Source organism: Streptomyces sp. NPDC048248 (assembly GCF_043201875.1).
In the GTDB taxonomy this organism is placed as follows: domain Bacteria; phylum Actinomycetota; class Actinomycetes; order Streptomycetales; family Streptomycetaceae; genus Streptomyces.
The window spans coordinates 13,445-39,727 of record NZ_JBICZL010000027.1 but is presented as its reverse complement, the minus strand read 5'-3'; the positions used below and the strand labels follow the sequence as shown (position 1 = coordinate 39,727).

Genomic DNA, 26,283 nt, shown 5'->3' with positions numbered 1-26,283 from the left:
GTCGGGGCCGTTTGGGTTCCAGCGGCGGGTGTAATCGGGCAGGGCGAGCACCGGCATACAGGGCCGGCGTCGAGCGCGACGGCGACGATCTCGATCGAGCCAGAACTAATTCTGCGCTATGTCGTGCAGCGGGGAGGTCGTGCAGGACGGTGTCGCGGGAATTGCGGATCCGTTCTTACTACTCCGGCAGCGGATTGTGTCCTGAGCTGGTTCTTCACGGCTGCCAGCGGGGCCCGCCAGTGAGTCGTGGAAAGGGCTGCATGAACGGGTAGGTGCTCGCGCACTCGTGGTGAAGCCCTCCTCGTCGGCCCGGCCGATCGACCTCGTCAGCAGTCGGCCTGCCTCGCCTGTCGTCCCGGGCGCGGGTACGCTCCGGCAGGCCGCCGTGCATCCTATAGAAAGCGCGCAAATGAAGGTGAGTGTCGTCATTCCGTCGTGCAATTGGAGGAAATACGTGTGGACCTGCTTGCTGATGCAGAATCACCAGGTTGTGGACAGTAGCCGCAAAGTCGAGATCGTCGCCGACGATTGGTCCGACGACGACGCGGAATCGGCGGTGAAAGAATTCAACCTGCCCTCTCTGCACACTCTGAGGACTCACGTTTCCGGCCGCGCGTCTGTATGTAACGACGGCAATCCGGTGGCCACCCCGGGCTTTCCGGAGAGTGCAGGGTCCGCAGACCTGCTCGTCATCGACCGGACGGGCCCCACCGCTTCCGCCGCCGCAGTGCGCTGCACGGAGTCGGATGGCGCACTAGGTCACCCCCCGTTGGAAGCGGAGTTCGATCGGGTCCTGGCCGCTTACTCGCTCGCTCCTGGGCTCGGTGATGCCGCATGCCGGCGCTGATCAGAGCAGAGGGTTTGACTAAGTACTACCGGCGCTCGCGCCGTTACGAAGGTGCGCTCGGCGGTCTGCGGACCCTGATCACCCGGCAGTACGACGAGGTTCGGGCCGTCGACGGCATCGACTTCACCGTGTCGGATGGCGAGCTTGTCGGATACCTGGGGCCCAACGGCGCGGGGAAGAGCACGACCATCAAGATGATGACCGGGGTGCTCGTCCCAACCAGCGGTCTGCTCGAGGTCGACGGCATTGCCCCCTGGCGGGAACGGGAGAAGAACGCGATGCGCATCGGAGTCGTGTTCGGCCAGCGCAGCCAGCTCTGGTGGGATCTGCCTTTGGTTGACTCCTTCACCCTGCTGGGAAAGATGTACCGCATGTCTGCTGCGGCCTACCGCCGCAGACTGGACGGGTTCATCGATCTGCTTGACCTGGGCCCGTTCCTCGACCGGCCGGTCCGCCAGCTGAGCCTAGGCCAACGCATGCGCGGCGACCTGGCCGCGGCCATGCTCCACGAACCGTCCATCCTCTACTTAGATGAGCCGACCATCGGGCTGGATGCCGTGGCACGAGACCGGATGCGCGATTTCATAGCCGAGATGAACCGGGAGAGCGGCACCACCATCGTTCTCACCACGCACGACCTCGTGGATGTTGAGGCCTTGTGTACCCGTGTCGTCTTCATCGACCAGGGGCGGGTCCTCTACGACGGAAGCGTCGTAGACCTGAAGGCCGCCTACGCGCCACACCGCACGCTAGTCGTGCAGCTCGCCCCGGGTTTGACCGCAGCCCGGGGCGCCGAATCGCTCGGGCCCGAAATCGCTGGCGAGGTGATCGCGGACGAGGGGTCGACGCTGAGGATACGTTTCGAAGCGAACCGGATCTCGGCCCAGGAGATCATTTCGGCGGTGACCAACCGCTGTCCCGTGACCGACCTCTCGATCGTGGAACCCGAGCTCGAGGACGTCATGCGCACCCTGTACGGCAACCGTACGGGCGCCGTATGAACGCCGGCCAGGCCACGCGCTCCGATGGCCCCTTGCGCAACCTGCCTGCCTACCTGCAGATTATCCGCGGCAGGCTGCACGTAGCGATGACCTACCGTCAGAACGCGCTCTTCATGCTAGCCGTCGTCATCGTCCAGATCTTCATGCTCCGCAAGGTCTGGACCGCCTTGTACGGCGAAACGGGACTGGTGGACGGGGTCGCGCTGGCGGACGTCCTGGTTTATCTGACGATCGCCAACCTTCAGAACTGGGCGATGCAGGACTCGGCCGTCGGTTCCTATCTATACTCGCTGGTCCGGGAAGGGCGCATCGCCTTCGACATCATGCGGCCCGCTGGCTTCGTACCGCAGATGTTGGCCCACCTGGTGGGGGGAACCCTCTCCATGGTGCTGTTCGCGATAGCCGCGCTTCCCCTCGTCGCGCTCGTCGGGACGCTCGGGCCGCCCGCCTCCCCAGCGGCCTGCGGGTACTGGCTGGTCAGTCTCTTTTGCGCGTTCGGCATCTCCATGCTGCTCAACCTGATCGTCAGCCTCGGCGCCTTCTGGACGACCGAGCTCGGTGCCTTCAGCATGCTCTTCACCCTCGTCAGCCAGTTCCTGGCAGGAGCACTTATCCCGCTGTACTTCTTCCCGGGCCTGCTGCGGTCGGTCGCCGAACTCCTTCCCTTTCAGGCGACAACGTTCACCCCCGTAGCCATCTACGGAGGGCGACTGGCAGGAGGCGAAGCAGTCGAGGCGATCGGCATCCAGCTTCTGTGGATCTTCCTGCTGGCGGGCGCCGCCCGACTGATCTGGTCGCGGGCGCTTCACCGCATCGTGGTTCAGGGAGGATGACGGCTGTGGGAAGTATGCGAATCACCTTCTCGCTCTACCGGGCGGCGGTGAGGGGCGAGATGCAGTACCGGCTGAACTTCGTCATGCTGTGCGCGCTGGGCCTGGTTTACCAGGGCAGTGGCATCGCTTTCGTGTGGACCGTGCTGCGGACCTTCGACACCATCGCTGGCTGGAACTTCGGAGAGCTGGCCTTTCTCTACTCGCTGCGCCTGATGGCACACGCCGCATGGGTCGTCCCCTTCCATCAGCTCGAGTCCATGGACATCACAATCCGTGAAGGCCGGTTCGACCGCTACCTGGTGCGGCCGCTGAACCCGTTCCTCCAAGTCATCACCAGCCGGTTCCAGATGAACGTGATCGGCGACGTGACGGCTGCGGTCATCCTGTTCACGATCGCCGTGAACCTGGTCGACATCGACTTCTCGCCGCTCGGTGTCGTATACCTGGTGCTCGCGGTCGTCGGGGGCGCGCTCGCCGAAGGAGCAGCCGCGGTGATCGTCTCCTCTCTGAGCTTCCGTTTTGTGCAGACGTGGGCGGCCAGCCAACTCGTTGACAACATCTACCTAATGTTCGGCTCCTATCCGACGCGAGTCTTCGGCGGTGTCTTGACCTGGGGCCTCACCTGGGTGCTGCCCGTGGCTGTCGTTGCCTACATCCCGTCGAGCGTCCTCCTGGGTAAGACCGATTCACTTCACATTTCGGCCCCTGCAGCTGTCGCCGCACCCCTCATTGGCGTGCTGTGGTTCGGTGCCGCGTACAAGTGGTGGCATCGGCAGGTGCGCGGCTACCAAAGCGTCGGCGCCTGAGCCGGGAGACGGCAGGAGGGGACGGGCTCGTCACAGGGAGGTGCCGAGCGGGCAGTCATAGCTGTGGGGCAGCCTGATGGAGCAGATCGGCGATCATCTTCGTCGGCTGCCTGGCCTCGTCGTTAAGGTACTGCCACCGCTCGGCCAGTGTGCGCAGGGCATGACGGAGTGCATTCTGTGGCTTCCCAGTTGGCGAGGCGGAAGGGCGGCCAGGTGCCGGGCCAGGGCGATCTGCGCGTTGCCGGCGGTCTCCTGGCGCAGGCATGGGGAGCGTGGACGAGCATCGCTTTCATCGCCGCCGTACCTGGTTCGACGGCCTGGTCGTGGGCGCCCTTGAGTTGGGGGGATACGCTGTCGCCGAACGGACGGACAGGACAGTCACAGGGATGCTTCGACGAGTTGGCTCCGGGCTCCTATCAGGTCACGTCCGCCCGGCGGCAGCGCTTGCTGCGTGCCCGGCCGGAGGCCCGACAGATCAACGCCATGATCCCCAGGGCCAGTCATTAGCAAGAGTCAGACCGTCACCGCCGGGACCACCCGATCCTTAAGAATCCGGTGCGAAGAGACTGACAGCCGTAGGCGTCGCCGAACGAGCCGATCGATGCCGCGACCCCTGCTCGGTTCTGATCGTCGGCCAGCGCAAGCGATGTGTATTGCTGCGGCCCCTCCTTCAAGTGATGGATCAACTCGCCCCCCTCGAGACGGGATATCCGCCCGGTCGCGTGGCCACAGCGCCAACTCGGCTCGACGCCGCCGAAGCGGTCCCGGTACTCGTCGACGAACGCTAGGAGCGCGTGTGTGGCCGGTCGCGTTTGGCCGCGAAGAACCTTGCCGCGGTCCTCAAGATGTCGTTCGCCCTGTTCAGTGCGGCGTTCTCCTTCTTCAACGCCTCGAGCTGGGCGGACTTTTCCGTCGTCTAGTGCGTGTCTCTTTGATGGGTTGGTCAGTTGATCGGATGTGCCTGTCCGATTAGTGATCACCGATGCGATGTGGGGCCGGATCGAGCCGCTGATGCCGGCCGATCCGGTCCGCGGACGACGGTGGGCCGACCACCGTCGCACCCTTGAGGCCATCGCCTGGAAGTACCGCACCAACTCGCCCTGGCGGGACCTGCCAGGCGAACTTGGTCCGTTCCAGACCGCTCACAAACGGCTGGTCAGATGGGCTGTGGATGGCACCTGGGAACGGATCCTGGCTTCCGTCCTGTCCGAGGCTGACGCCGCCGATGACATCGACTGGACCGTGTCAGTGGACTCCACGGTCGTCCGGGCCCATCAGCACGCCGCCGGTGCACTGAAAAAGGGGCGGCGGGACACCGGGAGCCGGGCGATCACGCAATCGGACGCTCCCGCGGAGGCTTGAGCACCAAGGTGCACCTGGCGGCCGACGGCCTAGCCCGGCCCCTGGCCTTCACCGTCACCGCCGGCCAGGCCGGTGACGCACCTGCCTTCGAGACGGTGATGGCCCGTATCCGGGTGCCCCGCACCGGACCGGGCAGGCCCCGGACCAGGCCCAACGCTGTTCTGGCCGACCGTGCGTACTCCTCCCGTGCCCTCCGGGCACATTTGCGACGCCAGGGAATCCGCGCGGTCATCCCGCAGCCGTCCGACCAGTTCGGCCACCGCCAACGGCGAGGCCGCCACGGAGGCCGCCCACCCGGCTTCGACCGCGAGTCCTACAAGCAACGGAACACGGTCGAACGTTGCATCAACCGCCTCAAGCAGTGGCGCGGCCTGGCCACACGAACCGACAAACTCGCCATCGCCTACCAGGCCGCAGTCCACCTCCCCGGACAGCACATCTAGCCCGGACGCGTCTCCGCGTCAACGTCGTGCTGCTTCACCCAGGCCCGCAGCGTCTCGCGGGACCCGATGGCGAGCTACTCGGTTACCGCCTGCAAGACCGCCCTCTCGTTCGGGTCGTCGTCGCGCACCCCGGCGACCATGCACACCGCACGACGGCGGGGTCGGCATCGGCGATGTGTTGGTCATGAACCTGGTCCACCTCCGGCCCCTGCAGGGCAGGGTGCGGGCCAGTCCCGGGGCAGGCTGTGAGCCAGCGGTCGTCCTGAAACTCGACAGACACTTCGTCCTCCAACGGATCGACCCCACGGCGTCGAACCAGCGGCCCCGCTATGGCTTAGGGGGACGCCGTCCGCACCAGGGATAGAAGTCGGCGTTGATGCTCGACGTGCGGCCGTCGTGAATGATCAGCCCGTCCTCCGGAACTTGGCAATGAAGTCGATCAGTTTGTCCGGGGAGGCAATCGGGTCTCATGCGCCCGAGTTCGGCGACCGGTGCGGCCGTGGAGGGAGGAACAGGCCGAGAGCACAGGTTACGGCCAGTTGACAGGTTCGAAGCCGACTTCGGCCCAGTGATCTTTGAGGGTCTGAAGGTAGGCGGCGGGGCTGACAGGCCGTAGTTCACCGTGAAAAGCGCCCTTGATGACGAAGACCAGACAGTCACCCGGCGTGTGCTCTGGGAAGACCGCGGGCCAGGGGAGGGGGAGCTCCAGATCCCGGGATATAGCACCGTCGTACATCGCGACGTGCGCGAGCAGGCGCTCGGTGTTCACTACGCCTTGAGGGTGGGCGCCAGCCTGGGCGACCGGACGTCCAGGTATGGCTGGGGCCAGCCGCCAGCGAATGGACCACGCGGCGTGTAGGCCGTCGCGGCCGGGGTGGCCCGCGCAGGCCGAGACGACGGCGATCCCCGGGATCGCGCGATAAGCGGTGGCCACGACCTGGATGCCTTGGTCGAAATCCCCGCCGGGGTGCCCCTGACAGTTCGTCACTACGCTGACATGGCTGATCGCCCCGGCCGGCTCCTGCGCTGTCACAGCATGCCTCCCAATGGTGTGGTCCTCAGTGGGTGATCTCCGCAAGCCTACGTAAAGCCCGCTTCGTGGCAGCCCGCGGGCATGGGATTCCACGGGTGCGCACGCGTGCTGTAGTGCCCAATACGCAGCGCTACAGGCACACGCGGCCGTAGCCGGCATGGAGGTCAACGTGTACGCCCGTCAGCTCCTCACTGGCGAGGCCAACGAGCTACGCCCCCACTCATTCACCGCTGCGGACCACTTCGTGGGTGAGTGGGCCAGCCCCTTCCCCTTCCCCTTGCCCTGTTGCCTGCTGGGTCAGGCAGGGATGGTGATGGTCGTGCGGACGGGGTGGAGGTCGATCTCGGCCGCGGCGTGGTTGGCTGCTCCGCCCGGGCCGACGCTGGACCAGTAGCCGCTGGTCTTGCGGCCCTGGACTAGGGCGACCTCGTAGGTGCCGGGGGCGAGGTTCTCGAACAGGCCGGTGGACTCGTACAGGCCATCGGTGAAGTCGCCCTGGATGCTCTGGGCTCCCAGGATGCCTTTGCCCTTGTCGTCGGTGTTGTGGAGCCGGAGTTCGCCGCTGATGGAGCCGTCGTCGTAGTACCAGAAGGGGCCCCGTTTGTACTGCACGTTGGCCGTCCACCGGGCGACGATGCCTTGGCTGCCGTCGTCTTTGGACGTAACTCGGTAAAGGGTGATCTGGTGGCCGGCCCAGGTGAGGCCGCCTGAGGAGGAGTAGTCCTCGCCCTTCGGGCTGGACACGCTCTCGCGGAGAGTGAAGATGGCCTTCGGCGGGACATATGGCTTTGGCGGCGGGGGCACGTATGTGTCGACGCCGCGGTGGACCAGGAGCAGACTCTGGCTGCCGTCAGCCTCGGTGTACGTAAGCAGGGCCGGGTCGTGCTGGCTCTCGTGGCCGGCGATGACTTCGCCCTTGCTCCACTTGCCGTCCTGGTAGACGGCATGGCGCAGCAGATCGCTGTCTACGGAGGGGTAGACGGCGTGCAGCTTGCCATCGTAGGAGGCAATGGATGCGCCGCGGCGGCTGGTGAGGCCGTCCAGGGCTATGGCCTTGCTCCACTTGTCGCCGTCGTAGGTGGCGTGCCACAGGCGCAGGTCGTACTCCTTGCGGTAGAGCAGGTGGAGAAGGCCGTCGTGCTCGGTCACGGCATAGTTCCCCGGAGGCCGCATGTTGGCAGACAGGGCGACCTCCTGTTGATCGGCGTTCGCCACCTCGAGGTGCTCAACGCCGCGCCCTTGCTGAACGGGCACCCATTCATGATTTTCGGCGAGCGTTGCGTGCTGGACGACCCCACCTTTCGAGCCCTGGGGCTCTTCGCCGGTTTCATCGCCGGCGAAGACCAGGTGGAGCTGGTCTTTGTAAACGGCCAGGGCCGGCCAGCGCCCTGGCCCATTGCCTAGGTCACCCCCGTACTTCCTCACCTCATTCCACGTGCCGCCTGCAGGTCGGTGCGTCGTGCCGAGCCCGCTCCAGCCTCCGTCCCAGAAGCGGTAGTACACCGCGTAGACGCTGCCCTCGTACGCGGCGATAGCTGGGGTGTGCCAGGTGAAGTTGCCGTTGCCAAGATCGGCGTCGGGAGTCCACCGGCGGGCCTCGTCGACTGCGGCAGTGGCCTTGGCCAGGTCCGCGTCCAAGGAAGCCCGATCCGCGGCCGAGAGGCCCTCGCTGCAGCGCCCCTTCACCTGGTCGACCTTGGCCAGCAGCCCCTTAACGTCCACCGGGACGTACGACGTCCAGCGAAGCGGAATGTTTCCCACACCTTGACGGGCCCCGCGGTGGACACAGACCAGGTTGTCGCCATCCTGAGCAAGAGCTGGTGCGGCCGCGCTCTTGTGGTCGGCGAACACCCCGTCCTTACTCCAGCCGTCGGCAGTTGTGTATACCGAGCACCACAGGTTCTGGTCTTCCTCATGAAGGGTTGAGGGGGCCATATGCACTCCTTGAAACGAACGAACGAGGACGAGCCACCAGCAGATCGGCAACCACGAGGCCCGGTACGTCCCGCACGGCGCACCTGACGGACAGTAGGCACGTTGCATCACGCTGCGGTACGAGGTTCTCAGCCAGAAACGCCAGCCCCATGTGAGTGCTCACGAGAGTGAAATCGCGGATCTCAACAACAGAACCTACGAGTAAACTGACGTATCAATACGAAAGGTCGAGGCAACTGGTAGCGGTCACCGCGTTGACGTCTGAAGCGGTCCTGGAAAGAACCGCTTATGACTCTGCTCGAGTAGGCATTGGGTGTCGCGGCGAACGTATTAGTTCTAGGAGTTGTCAAGCCTGTCAGCGAGCTGTTGCCATGCCGCCGCGCACTCACGGGCGGCGTCGGCTACAGCTCTGGCGCAGTGAGGAGGGATCGATTTAATCACGCTGTCCCACGTGTCAGCAGTAAGTGCATGCACACTCAGGCTGCGAAGGAGGAATCGTCCTGTCTCCGTCGACCTCAGGGAGGGGTCGCGCTTGAGTTTAACCCAGGTCGGTCCTCTAACATCAGTAGGCCTCGACGATATAGTATTCGTGAGGGAACGTAAGTGACTGTCCTTGTTGTCGACTTCAACGAGCGAGCCGGCATCTGTAAAAGCTGGCTTGAAAAGAGGATTCTGTCCCTCCCGTAGTCTGTTTCGAACCCTCCTCGCGGTGTTCGGTGATACGCCTGCGGCCTTTGCGATTTCGCGCAGTGAAGCGTCTGGGCGGTCGGCGATGACCTGGCTTGCTCGTAGGCGTCCGTCGTTGAGATCTAGTGGACGAGAACTCCCATCCTTGCCCATTCTGTGCTTCTGCTTTTCCGATTCCCCTGATTTTCGACCGCGCAGCTTTGCGATCGTCTTGTCGGATAGGTTGGTGACCTCGGCAATGGCTCGGTTTGACCATTCTGGGTGCATGTCAAGTATGCGTGAGGCGGCGTTTCGCCGGTCCGTCAGTTGCAAAGGTAGACCATGTGTGGTGTTAAGCTTTACTGCTAGCAGGTAAGCCTGGTCGTGACTGCCTTTAAACAGTCGGGCTTGGATTTTCTTCATCCCTTTTAGGATGGCTGCCTGTACTCGATGGATACCGTCGATCACGTGCATGGAATCGCGGTGCACGAGGATCGGAGGGAGCGTGGCGTCCGTTTCCTTTAGGGTGTGGACGTGAGCTGTACAGATTCCTTGCGAACGAGGTGATTCGGTGAGGATCAACTCAGTGACCGGAACTTCCACCACTGGAAGATCTTCATTGGCTGAAAACTGCCTCAGTGCGACTTCGATCTCATGCCGGGTTAGCCCGATTTCACGTATATCCATGACGTAACTCCCCCATCGGTGCGTCCGCCGATGATCATGCATCATGCACTCGGTTGAGGTCAATGGGGAGATCCGGGCCCGAGTGCACCGGCCTTCTGGTTGCCGTAATAGTGCGGTCAGTGGTCTAGGTACGACTGCGCATCAGGGGCAAGCATCTATGCGAGGTCGGAGAGTCAGACTCTGCGTTCGTCCCAGCTGAACCGACGATCTCGCTCTCATAATGAACGATCAGCCCGTGTTTGCCAGACTCGTAGGGTGTTTCGTAAGGTTAAGGAAGATAGTTGGTATCTGTATCGATGTGCCAACGGTGCATCACGGAACGCCGAGTGCAGCCGTGCAGGCTCAATTCCTCGCTCAGCTTCCTTTTTGGCGGGCCGGGAGTGGGTTTCCCCGGCAGTAGCCAATCCTCCGACCAGATGTCCAACAGCCCGGGTAGAGGTCCTTGCCCGCGGTGCGGCGACGCAAGTACACCTGTCCGGTAGCGTCGCGCAGCAGGATCTTGACCGCCGCGCGCGGCAGGTTCCTGGCTCTCATGCTGCTTCTAGGCTCGGCTTCGGTCCCTCTTCCTTATGTCCTCATGTGTATGGAGGGCTACGATCTCGTCCGCCTCATCCGCGTGAGTCTGCGTGTTCCTCCGTTGTGATATTGGTCTTGCACCACCGTCGATGCCGATCAGGTGCATATCGGATCCCGAGCCTGAAGCGCCGGCGTGCCTTGGTCAAGACTGCCTGGACTGTCGACGCACCACATCCACAAGGACGCCGATGCCGTCCCCTGCCTGCAACTGGTCCGACGTCGGTTCCTTCCCCGCGGACCATCGCGCCTCGAAACCGAGTTCACGCCATGGGTCAGCGGTCTTCCAGCGCGCGGCGGGGTGCGCTGATGAATCGCGGCACACGCGCATCGTTCCTCTGAGCCTCACGTCCGGAGCGCCTCTGTCGGCGAGTTGCCGCTCCTCGCGTACCGCTCGCCGGTCGACACACGTGGAGGGCACTTGCAAGGAGCTGCGGATGGAGAATCGCCCAACGGGGTAACTGAAAGCGCCCAGGAAGGACAATGTCGGTAAAAGACTCATTGAAGCCGCCCAAGATGTCATTGGGCTGGTCGTGCAACCGCGGAAATTCCGCGGATGCACATGCCACGCTGGTATGTCGGCACCACCTCTCACGCCTCCCTGGGGCCTTCCCGCTGTGCCTTGGGGCCGCTGGCAGGACGTGGCTACAGCCTGTACAGGGTCTTGAGCGGGCCCTCCTGAGCCGAGGTGAGGCTGCAGGCCAACGAGACGGAGCGTCATGTAGTTCGGTCTGACGTTCCGAGCGCCGAAGCCGTAGCGGGGGAAGGTCTGTTCAACGCCGGTCCGGATTTGACCGAGACTCTTGATACCGGGGCGCCTGCGCGGGAGGTGATCGGCAGGATCCTGCGCCTGGTGCTTCGATCCGGCCTCGGTCGGTTCTCCGTGGGGGAGTCCGGCAGCTGGACGTGCTCGTCGACGGCGGCCCGCCCGACGAGGGACCGTGTGGCTTGCCCTCTTGGCCTCCAGACGTGGGAGGGGGCGAACACACAACGGGACCAGTCCAGCCGGTGAACTGCCGGTTGGCCGGCTGGACCCGCGTGCAGATGTCGCCACACGCGATCCCACACAGCACTTCCTGACCCGGCCGTGGCATGCACCCGGAATTCCTGAACGTGTTCCACGCGGCGGTGGCGGCCCCCCAGCTCATCCGAGACGATCCACGGCGAGGTCCCTGTACCGGACCTTTGCGTCAAGCACGGCAACCAGCGCCGATGCCCTTTTGCGTTCGTCGGCGTAAGCATCTTCCTGGTCGATCTTCGCGTACCGCGAACATTCGGCCCGTCCATTTCCAGGGCGGAACCCTGCGCCTCGCCTGGGTCTTGCGATTTCACGATCGGACATGCTCAGATGTTGAACACGCCGAGCGTGAAACACATCGCTACCACTGGTCATTTCCGAAACGGAAAACACTCTGGGCAATGGTGTAGCGAAGATGCGGCTGATCGGTAGACGGCGGCGAGAGCGACGTGAGTCCCTTTCTAATGACGGCATACGCTGATGTCTTCGCTTTCAGGTCACGTCTCGACGTGTTCATCGAGGTGCAATATCACCTTCCTTATGCGAGCGCTATGTATCCACGCTCAGGGGTGAAACGCTTAAGTGAGAGGGGACTGGAGTGGAATCTACAACGAATACGCCTACATCGACGATCAAGATGCAGCCGCACGAAGCTGAAGAGCTTTGGACTGCGATCGGCAAGTTGGTGGGTAACAGGGATCTTGAAAAACTCGCACCGGACGATTTCGTCGATCTAGCGCTCGAAGTGAACTCGCTCTTGCCCGCCAACTTGCGCCGCCACGTCATCGGGTACCGGCGATTCGCGCCGGAGGGGGACGTGATCCTCCTGCGTGGGCTCCTGCCGGACAGCGCAGAGCTTCCCGCGACGGCGTCAGCCCCGTACGCACCACCGCCTCCCGGGCCGGCACAGCACGCCTCCCTGCTGCTCACCGCGGTGACGGTCATGCTCGGGGAGCCCTTCAACTACGCGAGCCTCTACAACGGTCGCATCGTCCAGAACATGGTGCCGGTGCGGAAGATGGAGTTCACCCAGACCAGCCAGAGCAGCACCGGCATGCTCGACTGGCACTGCGAGGACAGCTTTCGCGAGGACCGCTGCGATTACGCTGGCTTGCTCTGTCTGAGGGGCGACCCCTCTGGGGCGTCCAAGTACGCTCAGGTGAAGGACGTCGACCTCTCGAGCGATCAGATCGCGGTTCTCCGCCAGGCGCGCTACCACGTGCGGCCGGACCCCGCGCATGTGCTGCCGGACGATGTGCCGATGCGTCCTCTCCCGATCCTGTCGGGATCGGAGTCCTCGCCGGAAATCGCCTACGACACGCACCACCTGGAACCGGTCGATGAGGCCGACGCCGAGGCGGCGGACGCGTTGAGAGAGCTCGGTGTGGCGCTGGACAAGGTCGCCATCTCCCATGTGATGGAGAAGGGCGATCTCCTCATCTTCGACAACAAGCGGGTCGTCCATGCTCGCACGCCGTTCACCCCCCGGTTCGACGGAACGGATCGCTGGCTGATGCGAACCATGATCTGCGGATCCGCCCTGACGTTCCGTCGCTGGGGCACGCGCATACCGGAGTAGCCGAGCCAGAAAAGCCGCAGAGGACACAGGAGGACCAAACACATGACAGTGCTACCGGAAACAAAGTCCAAAGTAGACCTCGGCGTCAGCAGTGCGACGCAACCGGAGTACCGCTCGAAAGCGGTGAACTCCTGGGACGAGTTCAGTCCGCTGCGAGAGATCATCGTCGGCGACGCAACGAGCGCGGGAGTTCCGTCACAGACTGATCTCTCGGCCTGGCTCAACGATTACCCCGAGCTCTCACCGTCCGAACGAGAACAGGTCGGGGGGCAGTTCCCGAAGCGGGTGATTGAGGAGACGAACGAGGATTTGGCCGATCTCGTGACGACACTGCGCGAGATGGGTGTGGTGGTTCATCAGCCGCCCGCGTCCGATCACGAGCAGGAGTTCGGTGGCCCTGGCTGGCACACACGAGGCCGTCACTCGTACTGCCCGCGAGACCTCGCCCTGGTCGTCGGCTCGACGATCATTGAGACTCCGAGCCCGTCACGTGGCCGGTACTTTGAGCTGTCCAATCTGAGGGAGCTGTTCCAGGACTATCTGCAGCGCGGTGCGCACTGGCTGGGCGCTCCGCGACCGCAGCTGCGGGACGACCTGTTCCTCACCGACGAGGCGGGCAACCCGACGTTGGGCGAGGCGGAGCCGGCATTCGAGGCGGCCAACGTCCTGCGGCTTGGGCGTGACGTCTTCTACCAGGTTTCCCGCAGCGGCAACGAGATCGGCCTGCGCTGGCTGCAGTCAACCTTGCAGTTGCTGGGCGACATCCGGGTGCATCCCTTGCGTGACCTGTACCAGGGCACGCACATCGACAGCACGATCTGCTTCTTGCGGCCGGGCCTGGTGCTGCTCAACCCCGAGCGCGTGAAGCCGGAGACCATCCCGGAGGTGCTGCGCGGATGGGACGTGATCTGGTGCCCGCCGATCAAGGAGCCGGTGGCACCACTGCTCACGCGTACGCTGAGCACTCCCTGGGTGGGGATGAACCTGCTGATGGTCAGTCCGGAGCTGGCCATCGTCGATTCCAATCAAATCGACCTGATCCGGGCGCTGGAGTCAAAGGGCATCACGGTCGTGCCGCGGCAGCTGCGTCATTCGCGAGTGCTTGGCGGCGGATTCCACTGCGTCACGTTGGACACGGTGCGCGAGGGCGGTCCCGAACGCTATCTGGACTGACTAGACGTTGTCCCGCACGGGTGGGAGTTATCCGGTGAGGGCCATGTTGTGCAGGCGTGCGATGCCGAGCACGGCCTGGTGTACGCCGTTGCCCTCGGTCACGCGAGATCTTCCAGTTCTCGAACGGGAGAGCTCGTGCTCGACCCGGGCGCGGGCCTTGCGATGGACCTTCTTCTCGGCTTCCTGCTCGGTGCTCAGGTGCTTCTGAAAGCGTTGTCGGCGGTGGGGAACCAGCAGGCCGGTGCCTTGGTTGCTGCCATCGGCGAAGGTGGGAATGCCGCGGCAGCCGCGGCGACTCCGGACTCCGTTAAGGCCCGGTAGTCGTTGCGGCTGCCGGGCAGCGGATCACCGATGGCCGCCACGAGGCGGCCGTTAGCGCCGATGACAACCTGGAGGTTCGTCGAGTAGCGGTAGTGCTAGAGGCCGCGATGCTGGGGTCCCGGGCAGGCACCCAGCGTGCCGGCGACGACGTACACAGTGGCCTTGCGTTTGCGGCGGGCCGGGGAGATGGCCAGCAGCGGTGCGAGGTGGTCCAGGATCCGATCCGCGGCAGACTTCGAGACCCCGAACAACGTGAACAGCGGAGCACCTGTCAGGGCGTCAGGTCGCGCGCCAGTGCGTGCCCACCAACGGCACCCGGTCCTCCAGCGGCAACCGCAATGGCCAGCCGCGTTGGATGTCACCACAGCTTTCGATCATTTGCTGCAATCGTCCCATCAACCCGATCAGTTACGGGACAACCTTTAGAGGAGTAGGTGTAATTCAATGAATGCTGGATTTCCGAACCGGCGGCCCCTGCTGAGCCTGGCGGATCTCAGCACGGAAGACATCACGGATATCGGCGAAATCGCGTTTCGCTACGGACAGACGCCGGAATCTTTCAGGGGCCGAATGGCCGGGACGAGGGTGGGCCTGGTGTTCACCGTGCCGTCGACCAGGACCCGGACTTCGTTCTGGAGCGCGGCGCTGACGCTGGGCTGCGACATCTTGCATCTCGGTCAGGCCGATCTGCAGGTCTCCACGGGTGAGACATGGAGCGACACAGGCGCGATGCTGGCCAATTACCTCGATGTCGTCGTCGCCCGCACTAACGGCCCACAGCGCGACCTGGCCGAGCTGGCGGTGCACGTGCCGGCGACGATCGATGCCCTGACTTACGAGGAGCACCCCACTCAGGCGATCGCGGACCTTTGCGCGATGCGTGAGCACTTCGGTGACGTCGAGGACCTGCGCCTGGCCTATCTGGGAGAGGTGAACAACACGGTTCGGGCACTGGCGTTGCTCGTCTGCAAGCTGCCCTTCCGCAGCCTCGATGTTTACAGCCCGGACGGCTCGGGATTTTCAGCGAAGGAGATCGATTCGCTGAACGCCATTCGTGGCGCACGCGTTGTTCGCCAGCACCACGAAGTGCCTACCGCACCGGACCCGGTCGACGTGGTCTACACGACGCGGTGGCAGTCGATGAGTGCGGCTCGGCACGATCAGGACTGGCTGTCGCGTTTCGCGGGCTTTAGCGTCACCAAGGACTTGATGAGGCGCTTCAGCGGATCGGTTGAAGCGGTGTTCATGCACGACCTGCCCGCGGTCCGGGACCAGGAGGTGACGTCCGATGTCCTGGATGGCAACAGCGTGACTTCGCTCGTGCAGCGGCAGGCCTACCACAAGGCGTCCGCTGCTGCGGCGGCGTTGCTGTGGACGGCGGGTGCGCCGTCTTGAGCATCGCCGAGCGGCTCGACTCCGAGGTGCGCAGTTACAGCCGACGGTGGCCGGTGGTGTTCGGCCGGGCAGCGGGAAGCCGGCTCTACGGGGTGGACGGCACGCCTTACTTGGACTTTTTCGCCGGGGCTGGAACCCTCAACTACGGTCACAATAATCCTGCTCTCAAGCGGGCGCTCGTCGACTACCTCGAAGAGGACGGGGTCACGCACGCCCTAGACATGTGGACGGTGGCCAGAGGGCAGCTGCTGGAGGCGCTGGAGGAGAAGATTCTCGCTCCGCGAGGGCTGGAGTACAAGGTCGTCTTTCCCGGCCCCGCCGGAGCGAACGCGGTGGAGGCGGCGCTCAAGCTGGCGCGGAAGGCCACCGGCCGAAAGTGGGTTGCCCACTTCAGCAACGCGTTCCACGGCATGACCCTGGGAGCCCTCTCGGTGAACGGCAATCCGGTGATCCGCCGCAGCGCCGGGATAGCTCTTTCGGACTGCGTGGAACTGCCCTACGACGAGGACCACGTTGGTGTCGCGGACATCGAGGGCCAGCTGGCGGCCTCCGCTGGCGGTCTCACCGGGACGGCCGCCGTCATCGTGGAGACCGTGCAGGGCGAAGGCGGGATCAACGTCGCCCGCGCCGAGTGGATGCGGAGACTCGCCGCCGTGTGCCGAAGTCATGGCGTGCTCCTCATCGTCGACGACATTCAGATGGGCTGTGGTCGTGTCGGTTCCTTCTTCAGCTTCGAGGACGCCGGGATCCAGCCGGACATTGTGTGCCTGTCGAAAAGCATCAGTGGCTACGGGCTTCCAATGGCGCTGACGTTGATCCGGCCCGAGTTGGACGTGTGGGAGCCGGCGGAGCATAACGGAACCTATCGCGGGTTCAGCCTGGCGTTCGTAACCGCAGCCGAGTCGATGCGCCTCTACTGGAACGATGACGAGCTGGAGAAGTCCACCAGGGCCAAGGGAGAACACGTCGCCGGAGGCCTCGAGCAGATCGTGGCCTCATACCCCGGGGAAGGGCTGGCGGCCTGTGGGCGTGGCCTCGCCTTGGGCCTGAGGACCGCCGGCGGCGCCATGGCCGACCAGGTCAGTGCAGCGGCATTCGAACGCGGTCTTCTGGTGGAAACCTGCGGCCCGGCCGGTGGAGTCGTGAAACTACTGCCGCCACTCACCGTCTCCAACGGCGACATCGACCACGCGCTGGAAATCCTCGATGCATCCGTGAAGTCGGCTCTCGTCACGCGCGTCTGAGCGGGGGCGCCGACGCCGGATCGTGGGACAGCAGCGGAACGTCCGCACGTTGTGCGTTCCCCTGCTGCCAAGATCAAGCAAGGTGCCGAACTCTACGCTGCGCAGATGAGAGCCATTTTTCTGGCATCGTGGAGATCGCACTCCACCTGCAATGGCGGTTGAAGGTGGACGCGCGGACGATCGTTTGCGTTTACGACGCCTCCACCGAAGGATTCACGCCTTTGGCGAGGACCCGGATGTTCTGACCGAGAGAGAAAATTTCAGCGTCTTCGCATAATTCCCAAACCGGTGGCTTAGTGATGTGGCCTTCTATGAACACACGTCGCCTACTCAGCAGTCCCGTTAAGGAATTTTTGGCTCAGGCTGCGTATTCGCACCCCACAGTTCCAGACGTGGTGAAACGGCCCACGCATGAAGCGTGGGACCGCGACGCCGTAGTCATATCGAAATCAAGGAGAGAAGAGCCATGGTGCAACACGAAGGACGTGTAGTGGTCACGGGCGGCGGCGGCTTCGTGGGCTCGCATCTGTGCGAGCGGCTCCTACTTGAGGGCTCTGCAGTAGTGTGCGTCGACGACTTCAGTACGGGCGACGTACGCAATGTCGAGCCGCTGGCCCGCCACCGCGGCTTCCAGCTGTTGGAGGCCGATGTATCGGCCGGGTTTGAGATCAGGGGCGCGGTCGATGCGGTGCTCCACCTCGCTTCCCCCGCGTCCCCTGTCGCCTATATGAGGCGTCCCCTGGAGACGATGCATGCTGGGTCCACGGGGACGCAGCATGCCCTGGACCTGGCCTGCCGCAAGGATGCGCGATTCCTGCTTGCGTCCACCAGTGAGGTCTACGGCGACCCTCAGGTCCACCCCCAGCCCGAAAGCTACTGGGGCCATGTGAATCCGGTGGGCCCGCGCGCCGTCTACGACGAGGCCAAGCGCTTTAGCGAGGCGCTAACCGTCGCCCATCGAGACGCACGTGGCCTGGATGCCCGGATCGCCCGGATCTTCAACACCTTCGGACCGCACATGCGCGCCGACGACGGCCGGATGATCCCCAACTTCATTCGCCAAGCTATCGCCGGAGAGCCTTTGACGGTGACCGGGGACGGCAGCCAGACCCGATCCTTGTGCTATGTGAGCGACACCGTGGAAGGACTCCTCCGGCTCCTGTGGGCGCAGGGCGAACAGGGACCGGTGAATATCGGAGGGACGAATGAGATGACGGTGCTCGCCACTGCCGAGCTGATCTGCGGGCTCGTCGGCTCTTCCTCGGGCATCGAGTTCGTTGCACGTCCACAGGATGACCCAGCCGTGCGTAAGCCGGACATCAGCAAGGCCGAGCAGTCCCTCGGCTGGCGGCCGGCAGTTAGCCTCGAAATCGGGATCAAGAAGACCATCGACTGGTTCCTGGAGAACAGCGTCCTACTCGGCCGTTGATCCCTCCCCATGTCCCCACGCCGGCCCATCCGGGCCCGCGGTCGTTGGTGCCGGGGCCGCGGTTCGTCATAGGCAATCGTGTGGTCGGTGGGGTGACGGTGATCGGCAAGCCTGCCGCGTTGTAAGCGGAATCAACGCGACGCGTTTTCGGCGGCAACCCGAAACGCTTGGCCTGCTCAACGCGGCGCCGTCCGTCGGCGGCGTGGTCTGGTCGGTGCTGTCCGGTCCGGCGCATGGCCGGGCAGGGCTGGAGCTGCTTCTTGCCGCTACAGGGCGGGGGCTCGGCCTGTTCGGGTTTGGGCTGGCGCCGAAATCCTAGGCAAGAAGTGAACTGGGCGGCGAAGCCGCGGGTTCGATCGGCATGCCGTGGAGGTCGCCGATGGCCAGATCCGCGCCTGCTGAAATCAGCGTGGCGTGCAGGCCTTATCCCAATGGCACGTCCGCAGCCGATGTGCTTTGGCGATCCACTAAATTCCAGAACCGTGCGGCCGACTGGACTGGCAGGCCCTCGTACATGAGTCAGGTTGTCCGGCGCTGTGCCGAAACCATCGAGCATGGTACGGAGTTCCCGCGGGAACTGGATGATGCGGTCATCGTGCCCTCGTCGCGTTCGGTGGCGTGATGAGGGCACGATGAGTAATGAGGTCAGGGTACTGCTGTAGGCCGTTTTTGGCTTAGCCCAGCGCGTTCACTAGGCCGGTGACATAGGTATCCAGCCGCCGTTCCAGGATGCTCGTCGTGAGATCGGTCCTTCCTGCGTCTTGGTATGCCTGCGCCCACAATTCAACTTCTTCGGAGCACGACAGCGCATCCCGCACTAGCCAGTACAGTCGCTCGCTCGCCGCCGTTGCCAGCGCCCCGCCGGCCTCCTCATACGCCTCAGCGAACCGCAAACCCCAGGCCGGGTCGTGTAGCAGCGCAAGATTGGTGCAGCAGTGTGCGACGTCGAGGTCTGCAGGGCCCCAGGAGGGCTGTGACCAGTCGACGACGCCGGTGATCCGGGCACGTGTCGGGCTTGAAGGCGGCACGTCGAACAGCACATTGCCGGGTTGGAAGTCTCGGTGCAGGAATCGACCTTCGTAGGGCGGTGCGGGCTTGCGGATCACGTTGATCGCTGCGGCCCAGGCGGTAGCGTCGCCGCCCTTCGGAACCACGACGCTCTCGGCCGTCGTCAACGTCCTAAACTCCTGAGGGCGCTCGGCGGGCCGTAGCGCGTGGATGGCCACGAGTTGACGAGCCAGCAAGGGAACGCGGGTCTCAACTCCCTCATTGTCGAGGACCGATCGGCCCGCCAGATGCGTCATCAGCAGCGATGGATACTCGCAATGCGCGGCGGTCGGGTCGACCGCGACCAGCTCAGGAGCGAGCACACCGGTCCCTGCGAGTAGTGCTAGGGCGCCAGCCTCCCTGCTCAGCCAGTCTTTGGCATTCTCCATGTAGAACGGGTCGACGAAACTGCGCAGCACCAGGTGACGGGTGACTGCGTCTTCTGTGCCGATAGTCAGCCTGCGCATTTCGGCAGTCATGCCGCCGTGCAGCGTCTCGGTCTTGACGATCCGTTCGCCGACGTCCAGATGCTGGTTCACCCAAGCCAACGTCATCGGTCGGACAGTCGTCTCCTCATCAAAGTTATTCACCGTGTCATGTGATCACGCAGACGCCGGCAGGCGCAAATATCTTCCGAGAGGCCAACTCCACCCTGCCGGAGTGACGTTCATACAAATCCAACACCCGCTCGCGACACTAAGGTGAGGGGGAGGGGGTGATCATCCCGGAGGCGACTGCTTCCGCAGCGACCTCCTCAAGGTATCGAGACCATGCCGCGCGTGATAGTGGCGGACAAGCTCCGCAGCGGCGTCCTCCCCGCAAGGCGATGCCGGTGGCGAAACATCCGAAGCGGGGAAATACTTTAAAACCCGGGTGGGGAACTCCGGTACATCCAGTGGCGCCTGGGGCGGAAGTACGGTGAGATCCGAGGGAAGTAGGACAGACGAGACTCGCAGGGCGGTAACCGTCTCTCCCTACTGAGAGCAGAGATGTCAACCGTCGCCTCCTCGGGCAACAGATGGCCGGCAACATCCTCAGAGCCAGGCGCCCTGACCAAATCACCAACGGCCGCCTCAACTCGCTTACTCCACAAGCAATTTGATAACTCCTCTGCTATGGTCCCGTGGAGAAGCTCAGACCGGCCTCGAAGAAATGCAATCCGAAACACAGAAAAGTGGACGGAGACCATCATGGCGCGTTGGGAGAATATCTTTATCGCGGCGACGGCTGTGGACTTGCCGCATGCCGTCCCGGTTTCAGAGGCTGTGGCAGATGGCAGTTATCCGTCGAAACTCGCGGAGCGCACAGAGCAGCGCACCGTCACAGTTGCTCCGAAGGGCGAATCTCCAGGCGTGTTTGCCGCCCGCGCGGCGAAATCAGCCCTGGCTGAGTCTGGGTACGGCTTCGACGACGTCGGGCTGCTCGTTCACACGTCCGTCCTAGACCCTTCCCCTCGGATGTCAAATCCCGTGATGTGGCTTGAGCGGGAAATTGGGCAGGGCGGCTTCCGGGACGTGGCGCAACTGATGAATGGGTGCGATGGAGTAGTGAACGGAATTCGCTGGGCTGCCGCTCATCTCGCCTTCAATATCGAACATCCGGCCGCACTGATCACTGCCGCTGAAAGCTGGCAGCCAATGGAGGTCATCGACCGGTGGACCGTTGACCCGGATACGCCATTCGGGGACGGCGGAGCGGCTTTGGTTATGTCCAGGGAGCACGGAATCGCGCGTGTTCTTGCGGCAGTGAGTTACACACAGCCGAACCTCGAAGGAGTTCACCGCGGCCCCCGTGCATTCGGTCACGGAGTAAGCCTTCCGGTGAACCTTTCAGAGCGCTCTCGCGCCTTTTATTCGACGTCCGAAATATCTCGGGACGAAGCCTGGAAGATGCGCGGGAACGGAATAGGCGTCGTGATTGAACGAGTGTTGGCCGATGCTGGCATCGAACGCGAACGAGTGGCCCGCATAGTGCTGCCCTTCAGGGGGCGCCACGTGCTAGAGGAAGAATATTTTCCGTTCCTCGGTAACCTTAAGCCCGCGCGATCTAGCGAGGACCGGGGACGTGAGATCGGTCATTTAGGCGGGGCGGACCCGATCGCGGCTCTTCACTTTGCGATCAAAGCCGGCGAAGTTTCTCCGGGCGACCTCGCCATTGTCTTCAGCGAGGGCGTGGGGATCGTCCAATCCGCCGTACTCGTCGAGGTTGTCTAAGATGGCCATGGCTTCCGCACACAGGAACGTGCGCACTGGAACAGCCACGAGGGCAGGCACCACGGCCCCCAGCGGGGATGCGGTCGCCGTCCACCTCCAAGAGGACGGCACCACCGCTGCAGCCGTGGTCGACGGCATCGGCCACAGCCGACGTGTCGCGTCTGTCGCGCAGCTGCTCGCCACGGTCATCGCTCGTATCGCGGCTCGCCGGGGAGGGCTCGCTGGTCTTCTCACCGGCACTGAGCTGGTGGCCGATCCGGGCTCGGGTGAAGAGCCGGAGCCGGACGCCGTCGCAGTGATCGCGACGGCGCAAGCTGATGGGGACCAGATCCGCATTGCGTGGGTCGGTGACTGCCGTGCTTACGCCCTGGAGGGTGGACAACTCCAGCCTCTGACCGTCGATCACAATCTTGCGGAGCAACTGGCAAGGTGTGGGTACACCGGCGAGCCCCCGCGCCCGGCCGCCAAGTGGGTCCGTACGACGGTAGGGACCGCCGTCGTAGCCACCGTGGCCGAGGCGTGGACCAAGTCCCCCCTGGTGGTGCTCACGTCGGACGGGATCCACGACCAGATGCCGCACGGCGCGATGGAGGCACTGGCCCTCACGTACGAGGGCGAGCCACAGGCCCTCGCGGATGCCCTGGTGGCCGCCGCTGAGACCGGGGCCGATGGCGTTAGGGACGACGCCACTGCCATCGTGATCCGCCGCACCTGACGCAGGCGCCTTCCGAAGCCGTCGACAAGCGGACGAGAAGCCGATGTTCTGGTCGCGACCTGGACCAGGGTGCTGTCCACAATCCGCAACCGGTCGGCTGGATCAGCCGGCGGGAGACGGGCTCCAGTGCAAGCAGGGGACCAAGCCGCTGGATCGCCCGGCACACGGACGAGGAGGAGATCTTGAACTGAGGCCCGAGCTGTCGCATGGTCAGAGTGCAGGGCCACCACCGGGACCCCATCGGCCAACGAGAAACTCCGCGGCCGGCCGCATGATCCCATTGCCGCCTCGCTCACGGACCGTTACAGCCGACGGTGGCCGGTGGTGTTCGGCCGGGCAGCGGGCGGCCGGCTCTACGGGGTGGACGGCTGCGCTAGTTGGGCTTTTTCCCAGGGGTGGAATCCTCAAATACGGTCACAATAATCCCGTTCTCAAGCGGGCGCTGGTCGGCTGCTTCGAACACAGACGGGGTGGCCAGAGAGATCAGTGCGGCGGCGTTCGAGCGTGATCTCTTGGTATAGACGTGGGCCGCAGGACGAGGCCGTGAAGTCGGCTCTCGCCGGACGGCGCCCGAAGCAGATGAGGTGGAACAGCGGCGAGCAGTTCGCGACGACCAAAGCGCCAACATCGGACCTTAGGGGGGCATGTGTCGAGCAACGATGGCATCGTAGTGCTGACTACCAGGGAAAAAGACTGGTGGTTGAGCCTGCAGGAAATTATCCCGGCAATTGAGCGCGTCTGGGACCGCATCGGCCGGTCTGAGCGTAAGACCGTCAGCACGCTATGCGTGCCCTTGCCGCCCGAAATAGAGCAGCGCCTTCATGCCGGTGCTTCCCGGTTGGAGCGCATTGTCCTGACCACGGTGACGCCCGGAACCGTTAAGGCCGCACTCCTTCTGAGGTCGCAGATGGAGGAGGCCGCGCCAATGACGCTTTATCTACACGGCGACGGCACTGACGGGTTCGAAGCCTTTGGTGCCTTCGCGGACGTGCTCACCGAGAGGGACACGTTCGTCGTGACTTGCGAAGAGGAAGCAGCTACGGTTCGCTCTTGTTTCCCGAACGCCCAAGTCGAGCTGATCCCGTTTCCACTGGTTGACCACTTCAAGGTGAACAGCGGGAAACGGCGTACGAAGGTCGAGATCACGCGGTTGGCCTACGTCGGGCGCGTCTCGGAGCAAAAGAACCTGCACACCCTGTTGTTCGCCCTGTGGATCATGCGCACCTCGTTCGCCTGGGCGTCGGCCGTGACGTTGGATGTGTACGGCGGTGAAGACGATCTCGGCAGCCCCAACATGGGGCTCAAACATTCGAACTTCGGCACGTACCTGCGAGAGCTCGCCGAGTCGTTGGGCTTGGAAGACGTGGTGACGTGGCACGGAGCCAAACCTCGGGATTGGGTGTTCTACGATGTGCATCAGGAGCCTCATGTCCTGGTGTCGCCGACCTTGCACTCCGATGAGAATTTCGGTTCATCTGTGCTGGCGTCCCTGGTCAACGGCCATCAGGTGGTGACGACGGCCTGGGGCGGTCACAACGGGTTCCAGGAGTGGTTTCCACAGCTGTTGACGCTGGTTCCTGTTCACCAGTCCACCATGGGTCCGGTTGTGGACCCTGGGTCGCTGGCTAGGGCCATATTGGCGGCGGTAGAGAGGTCGTCGACCGTGGTCGTGGAGGAAGCCGCTATCGACCGGGGACGGGCGGCGTTCTCAGAAGGTTCTGTGACTGCGCGCACTATGGAAATGCTCAGGCGGTCCGATCACGCCCCCGTGCCGCTAAAGAAGTCACCGATCCTACAGCACATCGATGAACACAGGGTCCTGTTCGGCAGCGCGCGCAAGATCTATGCAGACTACGAGGACCCAGTCGCGCAGGTCTTTTTTAAGGCCTATGGCATGGAGAAACCACTCCCCTTCGATGAGCGGTCCTGCTACGTCCTTGCACCGTGGGTTAGCTACTCCGACAACGTCGTGCGTATCGTCGACCCGCATCGCGGGCATCGAAGTTTCAACGTCGATGAAAAAATCTCCACACTGCGGGATGTCATGATGAGTCCCACCATGAAAACGTGCCGACTGCCGGAAAGCCTTGTGAAGAAACTGGTGGCTCAGGGGTACGCATTTTCACTTCCGTCGGAGGGCTAAGCCTGCGGTACCAGACAGTCACAACGGTCGTCGGCTCGATCACCCAGCGTCTGTACTGCAACTGCTCGCTGGAATCGAGACCTTTGCAGGTGACGCGAACTCCGGTGCGCTTGCCACGTAGCCATTTCTGCAGGCTGATCTGGTCGTAATTCCGGCCGGCGTCTAGGCGCTGGGGATTGAAGTACCGGCCACGGTGGGGGCCGTGTCTCGTTAGGTGACCGGCCACCATCGACTGCAGCCCCTCGAAGTCGTGGACGTTGGCTGCCGAGGCCCTGGTAAGAAGGGCAGTCCGACAGGATGTGCACATGGAGGCCGGCTTGACTCGGTCCCCGGAGCTCGGACCTCGTCCCTTTTTCGGCTCGGGCTTGGGCGGATTCGAGGACCACGTAGGAGTCGTCGATGCGGCCCCAACCAATCAGCCGAAAGACGCCGCCAATTACGCCATCGAGATCGACTGGAGCTCAGTATGAGAAGCGTGTAGTGGGGGCCGGCTCCTCATGGTTGCTTAGGGCGATCAGCTAGCGAGAATTGATATCTGGAAAGCCCTCACAAGGCAGTGAAACGCGAAGCCAACATGAGTCGGAGTATGTTAGCTATGACCCATTACATCGAAGGTACTGGCTGGCGAACCGGAGTGCTGGTGGATTCGTCCCCCAGTACGGAAACCGCGCCGGCATTGATGCCGACCCACGGCGAGTACCCAATCTATGATGCCGAACTGTACGATGCGATGATGGCCGACACGGAACGCAATTGGAGGTTCCGCGACGCACTTGAGAAGTATGCGCACGATCGAATCGTCCTAGATATTGGCACTGGCTCGGAACTTTTCTGGGCAAGGGAAAGCCTGAGGTCTGGTGCCAGACATGTTTTCGCCATGGAAGCTATGGAAGGGTCGTTTGGAGCTGCGTCGCAGGCATTGTCGGGCCTCCCCGACGGGCACCGGGTCACGCTGTTGCACGGCGAGTCGACTGGGCTCGCAATCGAGCCGAAGGCTGAAGTGTGTGTGGCGGAGATTCTGGGTTCCCTCCCCAGTGCCGAGGGTGCGGCAGCCGTTTTCGCCGATGCGAAGCAACGCCATTTGACGTCGGACGCAGTCATCATTCCGGACCTGTGCCTGACACGTGCGGCGGCAGTCAACTTCGCCGATCTGTTCGCTGGTCGTGCACCGGCTTTCTCAGGCGCAGCACTACCTCAACTTCAGCGGCTTTTCGAATGGAACGGTGGGCCGTTTGATGTCCGGTTGCGTGTCGTGAATCCGGCCCAGGAGGCCATCATCTCGGATAGCGCGCAGGTGGAGCGGCTTGAGTTCAACGGTGACCTTCAAGTGGAGCAGGAGACCAACGCTCGCCTCACCATGACTCGACCAGGCACGGTAGACGGTGTGCTCACTTGGCTGGTAATGCGCTGCCTACCCGATCAGGAGCCCCTTGATGCACTGCAAGGCAGAACCAACTGGGCGTCGATCTACCTACCGTTGTTTGATAACGGAATCCCAGTTGAAGCGGGTGATGTTTTGAACTTGACCTTCCGTTCGGTCTTGAGCAACGACGGTGTCCACCCGGACTACCACCTTTCGGGAGAGCTACACACTGCTCGTGGTGTCTATCGCGCACGTCACTTCTCCCCACACCGAAGCCGCACCGTGCACAATCATCCGATCTATCAGTCACTATTCCCCAAGTAGATTCGCCGTCGCGTACGCCTTCGACCGAGGCAGCGTTCCTTCTGCTCACCGCCGGGCCCCTGACAGCCCTCAACGCACAGTGGCGGCGAGCGGCTGGACGCCCGCACGCGGCGGCTGACTCAGCGCGAGAGCT

Annotated in this window: 19 protein-coding genes and 1 pseudogene; 14 read left to right on the top strand and 6 right to left on the bottom strand. The window is 63.5% G+C overall.

The window, feature by feature from the left end; translation table 11 throughout:
* The first annotated feature begins 286 nt into the window (after nt 1–286).
* The 5 genes from ACGFZW_RS35520 to ACGFZW_RS35500 all read left to right on the top strand — a co-directional run bounded on the left by ACGFZW_RS35520 (nt 287) and on the right by ACGFZW_RS35500 (nt 5,292).
* Nucleotides 287–847 (top strand): glycosyltransferase family 2 protein, encoded by a 561-nt coding sequence (locus ACGFZW_RS35520; protein WP_393897454.1) that lies wholly within the window; start codon nt 287–289, stop codon nt 845–847.
* Nucleotides 835–1,848 carry an ATP-binding cassette domain-containing protein gene (locus ACGFZW_RS35515; protein ID WP_393897453.1) on the top strand — a complete coding sequence of 338 codons (1,014 nt, stop codon included), beginning with the start codon at nt 835–837 and terminating at the stop codon, nt 1,846–1,848. The genes ACGFZW_RS35520 and ACGFZW_RS35515 overlap by 13 nt, the downstream gene beginning before the upstream one ends.
* Nucleotides 1,845–2,681 carry an ABC transporter permease gene (locus ACGFZW_RS35510; RefSeq protein ID WP_393897452.1) on the top strand — a complete coding sequence of 279 codons (837 nt, stop codon included), beginning with the start codon at nt 1,845–1,847 and terminating at the stop codon, nt 2,679–2,681. Before ACGFZW_RS35515 ends, ACGFZW_RS35510 begins: the two co-directional genes overlap by 4 nt.
* Before the next feature lie 14 nt (nt 2,682–2,695).
* Nucleotides 2,696–3,487, top strand: a complete 792-nt coding sequence (locus ACGFZW_RS35505) for an ABC transporter permease (protein WP_393897451.1) — start codon at nt 2,696–2,698, stop codon at nt 3,485–3,487.
* Nucleotides 3,488–4,474: 987 nt separating this feature from the next.
* A protein-coding gene (locus tag ACGFZW_RS35500; protein ID WP_393897477.1) for an IS5 family transposase occupies nt 4,475–5,292 on the top strand; the annotation gives its coding sequence in 2 pieces (ribosomal slippage) (nt 4,475–4,814 and nt 4,814–5,292; 819 coding nt in all).
* 327 nt (nt 5,293–5,619) lie between these two features.
* Here ACGFZW_RS35500 and ACGFZW_RS35495 read toward each other — a convergent pair.
* The 4 genes from ACGFZW_RS35495 to ACGFZW_RS35480 form a co-directional block, all read right to left on the bottom strand.
* The gene (locus tag ACGFZW_RS35495) at nt 5,620–5,763 is read right to left on the bottom strand and encodes a DUF6980 family protein (protein ID WP_393897450.1); all 144 of its coding nucleotides are present in this window, start codon (nt 5,761–5,763) and stop codon (nt 5,620–5,622) included.
* Nucleotides 5,764–5,821: 58 nt separating this feature from the next.
* Complete coding sequence (locus tag ACGFZW_RS35490) at nt 5,822–6,325, bottom strand: hypothetical protein (protein WP_393897449.1); 504 nt, start codon at nt 6,323–6,325, stop codon at nt 5,822–5,824.
* Nucleotides 6,326–6,622: 297 nt separating this feature from the next.
* Nucleotides 6,623–8,260 (bottom strand): hypothetical protein, encoded by a 1,638-nt coding sequence (locus ACGFZW_RS35485; protein WP_393897448.1) that lies wholly within the window; start codon nt 8,258–8,260, stop codon nt 6,623–6,625.
* Between the two features lie 336 nt (nt 8,261–8,596).
* Entirely contained in the window at nt 8,597–9,613 is a 1,017-nt protein-coding gene (locus ACGFZW_RS35480) for a ParB/RepB/Spo0J family partition protein (protein WP_393897447.1), read from the bottom strand.
* A gap of 2,228 nt (nt 9,614–11,841) precedes the next feature.
* Here ACGFZW_RS35480 and ACGFZW_RS35475 point away from each other — a divergent pair.
* Both ACGFZW_RS35475 and ACGFZW_RS35470 read left to right on the top strand, forming a co-directional pair.
* Nucleotides 11,842–12,783 carry a TauD/TfdA family dioxygenase gene (locus ACGFZW_RS35475; RefSeq protein WP_393897446.1) on the top strand — a complete coding sequence of 314 codons (942 nt, stop codon included), beginning with the start codon at nt 11,842–11,844 and terminating at the stop codon, nt 12,781–12,783.
* A 42-nt stretch (nt 12,784–12,825) separates the two neighbouring features.
* Nucleotides 12,826–13,956 carry an inosamine-phosphate amidinotransferase 1 gene (locus tag ACGFZW_RS35470; RefSeq protein ID WP_393897445.1) on the top strand — a complete coding sequence of 377 codons (1,131 nt, stop codon included), beginning with the start codon at nt 12,826–12,828 and terminating at the stop codon, nt 13,954–13,956.
* Between the two features lie 27 nt (nt 13,957–13,983).
* On the opposite strand, the pseudogene ACGFZW_RS35465 reads toward ACGFZW_RS35470, so the two are convergent.
* Nucleotides 13,984–14,670, bottom strand: a pseudogene (locus tag ACGFZW_RS35465) (transposase family protein); the annotation flags it as partial.
* A 51-nt stretch (nt 14,671–14,721) separates the two neighbouring features.
* Here ACGFZW_RS35465 and ACGFZW_RS35460 point away from each other — a divergent pair.
* From ACGFZW_RS35460 to ACGFZW_RS35450, 3 genes are all read left to right on the top strand, one after another.
* Nucleotides 14,722–15,672 (top strand): ornithine carbamoyltransferase, encoded by a 951-nt coding sequence (locus ACGFZW_RS35460; protein ID WP_393897444.1) that lies wholly within the window; start codon nt 14,722–14,724, stop codon nt 15,670–15,672.
* A complete protein-coding gene (ectB, locus tag ACGFZW_RS35455) occupies nt 15,669–16,916 on the top strand; it encodes a diaminobutyrate--2-oxoglutarate transaminase (protein ID WP_393897443.1) in 1,248 nt (415 codons plus the stop codon). Before ACGFZW_RS35460 ends, ectB begins: the two co-directional genes overlap by 4 nt.
* 466 nt (nt 16,917–17,382) lie before the next feature.
* Nucleotides 17,383–18,345: an NAD-dependent epimerase/dehydratase family protein gene (locus ACGFZW_RS35450; protein WP_393897442.1), complete on the top strand. Its 963-nt coding sequence runs from the start codon at nt 17,383–17,385 to the stop codon at nt 18,343–18,345.
* Between the two features lie 674 nt (nt 18,346–19,019).
* On the opposite strand, the gene ACGFZW_RS35445 is transcribed toward ACGFZW_RS35450, so the two are convergent.
* Nucleotides 19,020–19,946, bottom strand: coding sequence for a phosphotransferase family protein (locus ACGFZW_RS35445; protein WP_393897476.1), 927 nt, complete (start codon nt 19,944–19,946; stop codon nt 19,020–19,022).
* 636 nt (nt 19,947–20,582) lie between these two features.
* Between ACGFZW_RS35445 and ACGFZW_RS35440 the strand changes: the two genes are divergently transcribed.
* The 4 genes from ACGFZW_RS35440 (at nt 20,583) to ACGFZW_RS35425 (ending at nt 26,150) form a co-directional block, all read left to right on the top strand.
* A complete protein-coding gene (locus tag ACGFZW_RS35440; protein ID WP_393897441.1) occupies nt 20,583–21,605 on the top strand; it encodes a hypothetical protein in 1,023 nt (340 codons plus the stop codon).
* Between the two features lie 7 nt (nt 21,606–21,612).
* Nucleotides 21,613–22,320: a SpoIIE family protein phosphatase gene (locus tag ACGFZW_RS35435; protein ID WP_393897440.1), complete on the top strand. Its 708-nt coding sequence runs from the start codon at nt 21,613–21,615 to the stop codon at nt 22,318–22,320.
* Nucleotides 22,321–22,966: 646 nt separating this feature from the next.
* Nucleotides 22,967–24,463 carry a glycosyltransferase gene (locus tag ACGFZW_RS35430; protein ID WP_393897439.1) on the top strand — a complete coding sequence of 499 codons (1,497 nt, stop codon included), beginning with the start codon at nt 22,967–22,969 and terminating at the stop codon, nt 24,461–24,463.
* 595 nt (nt 24,464–25,058) lie between these two features.
* On the top strand, nt 25,059–26,150 hold the full coding sequence (locus ACGFZW_RS35425; protein ID WP_393897438.1) for a class I SAM-dependent methyltransferase: 1,092 nt from the start codon (nt 25,059–25,061) through the stop codon (nt 26,148–26,150).
* Nucleotides 26,151–26,283 lie beyond the last annotated feature (133 nt).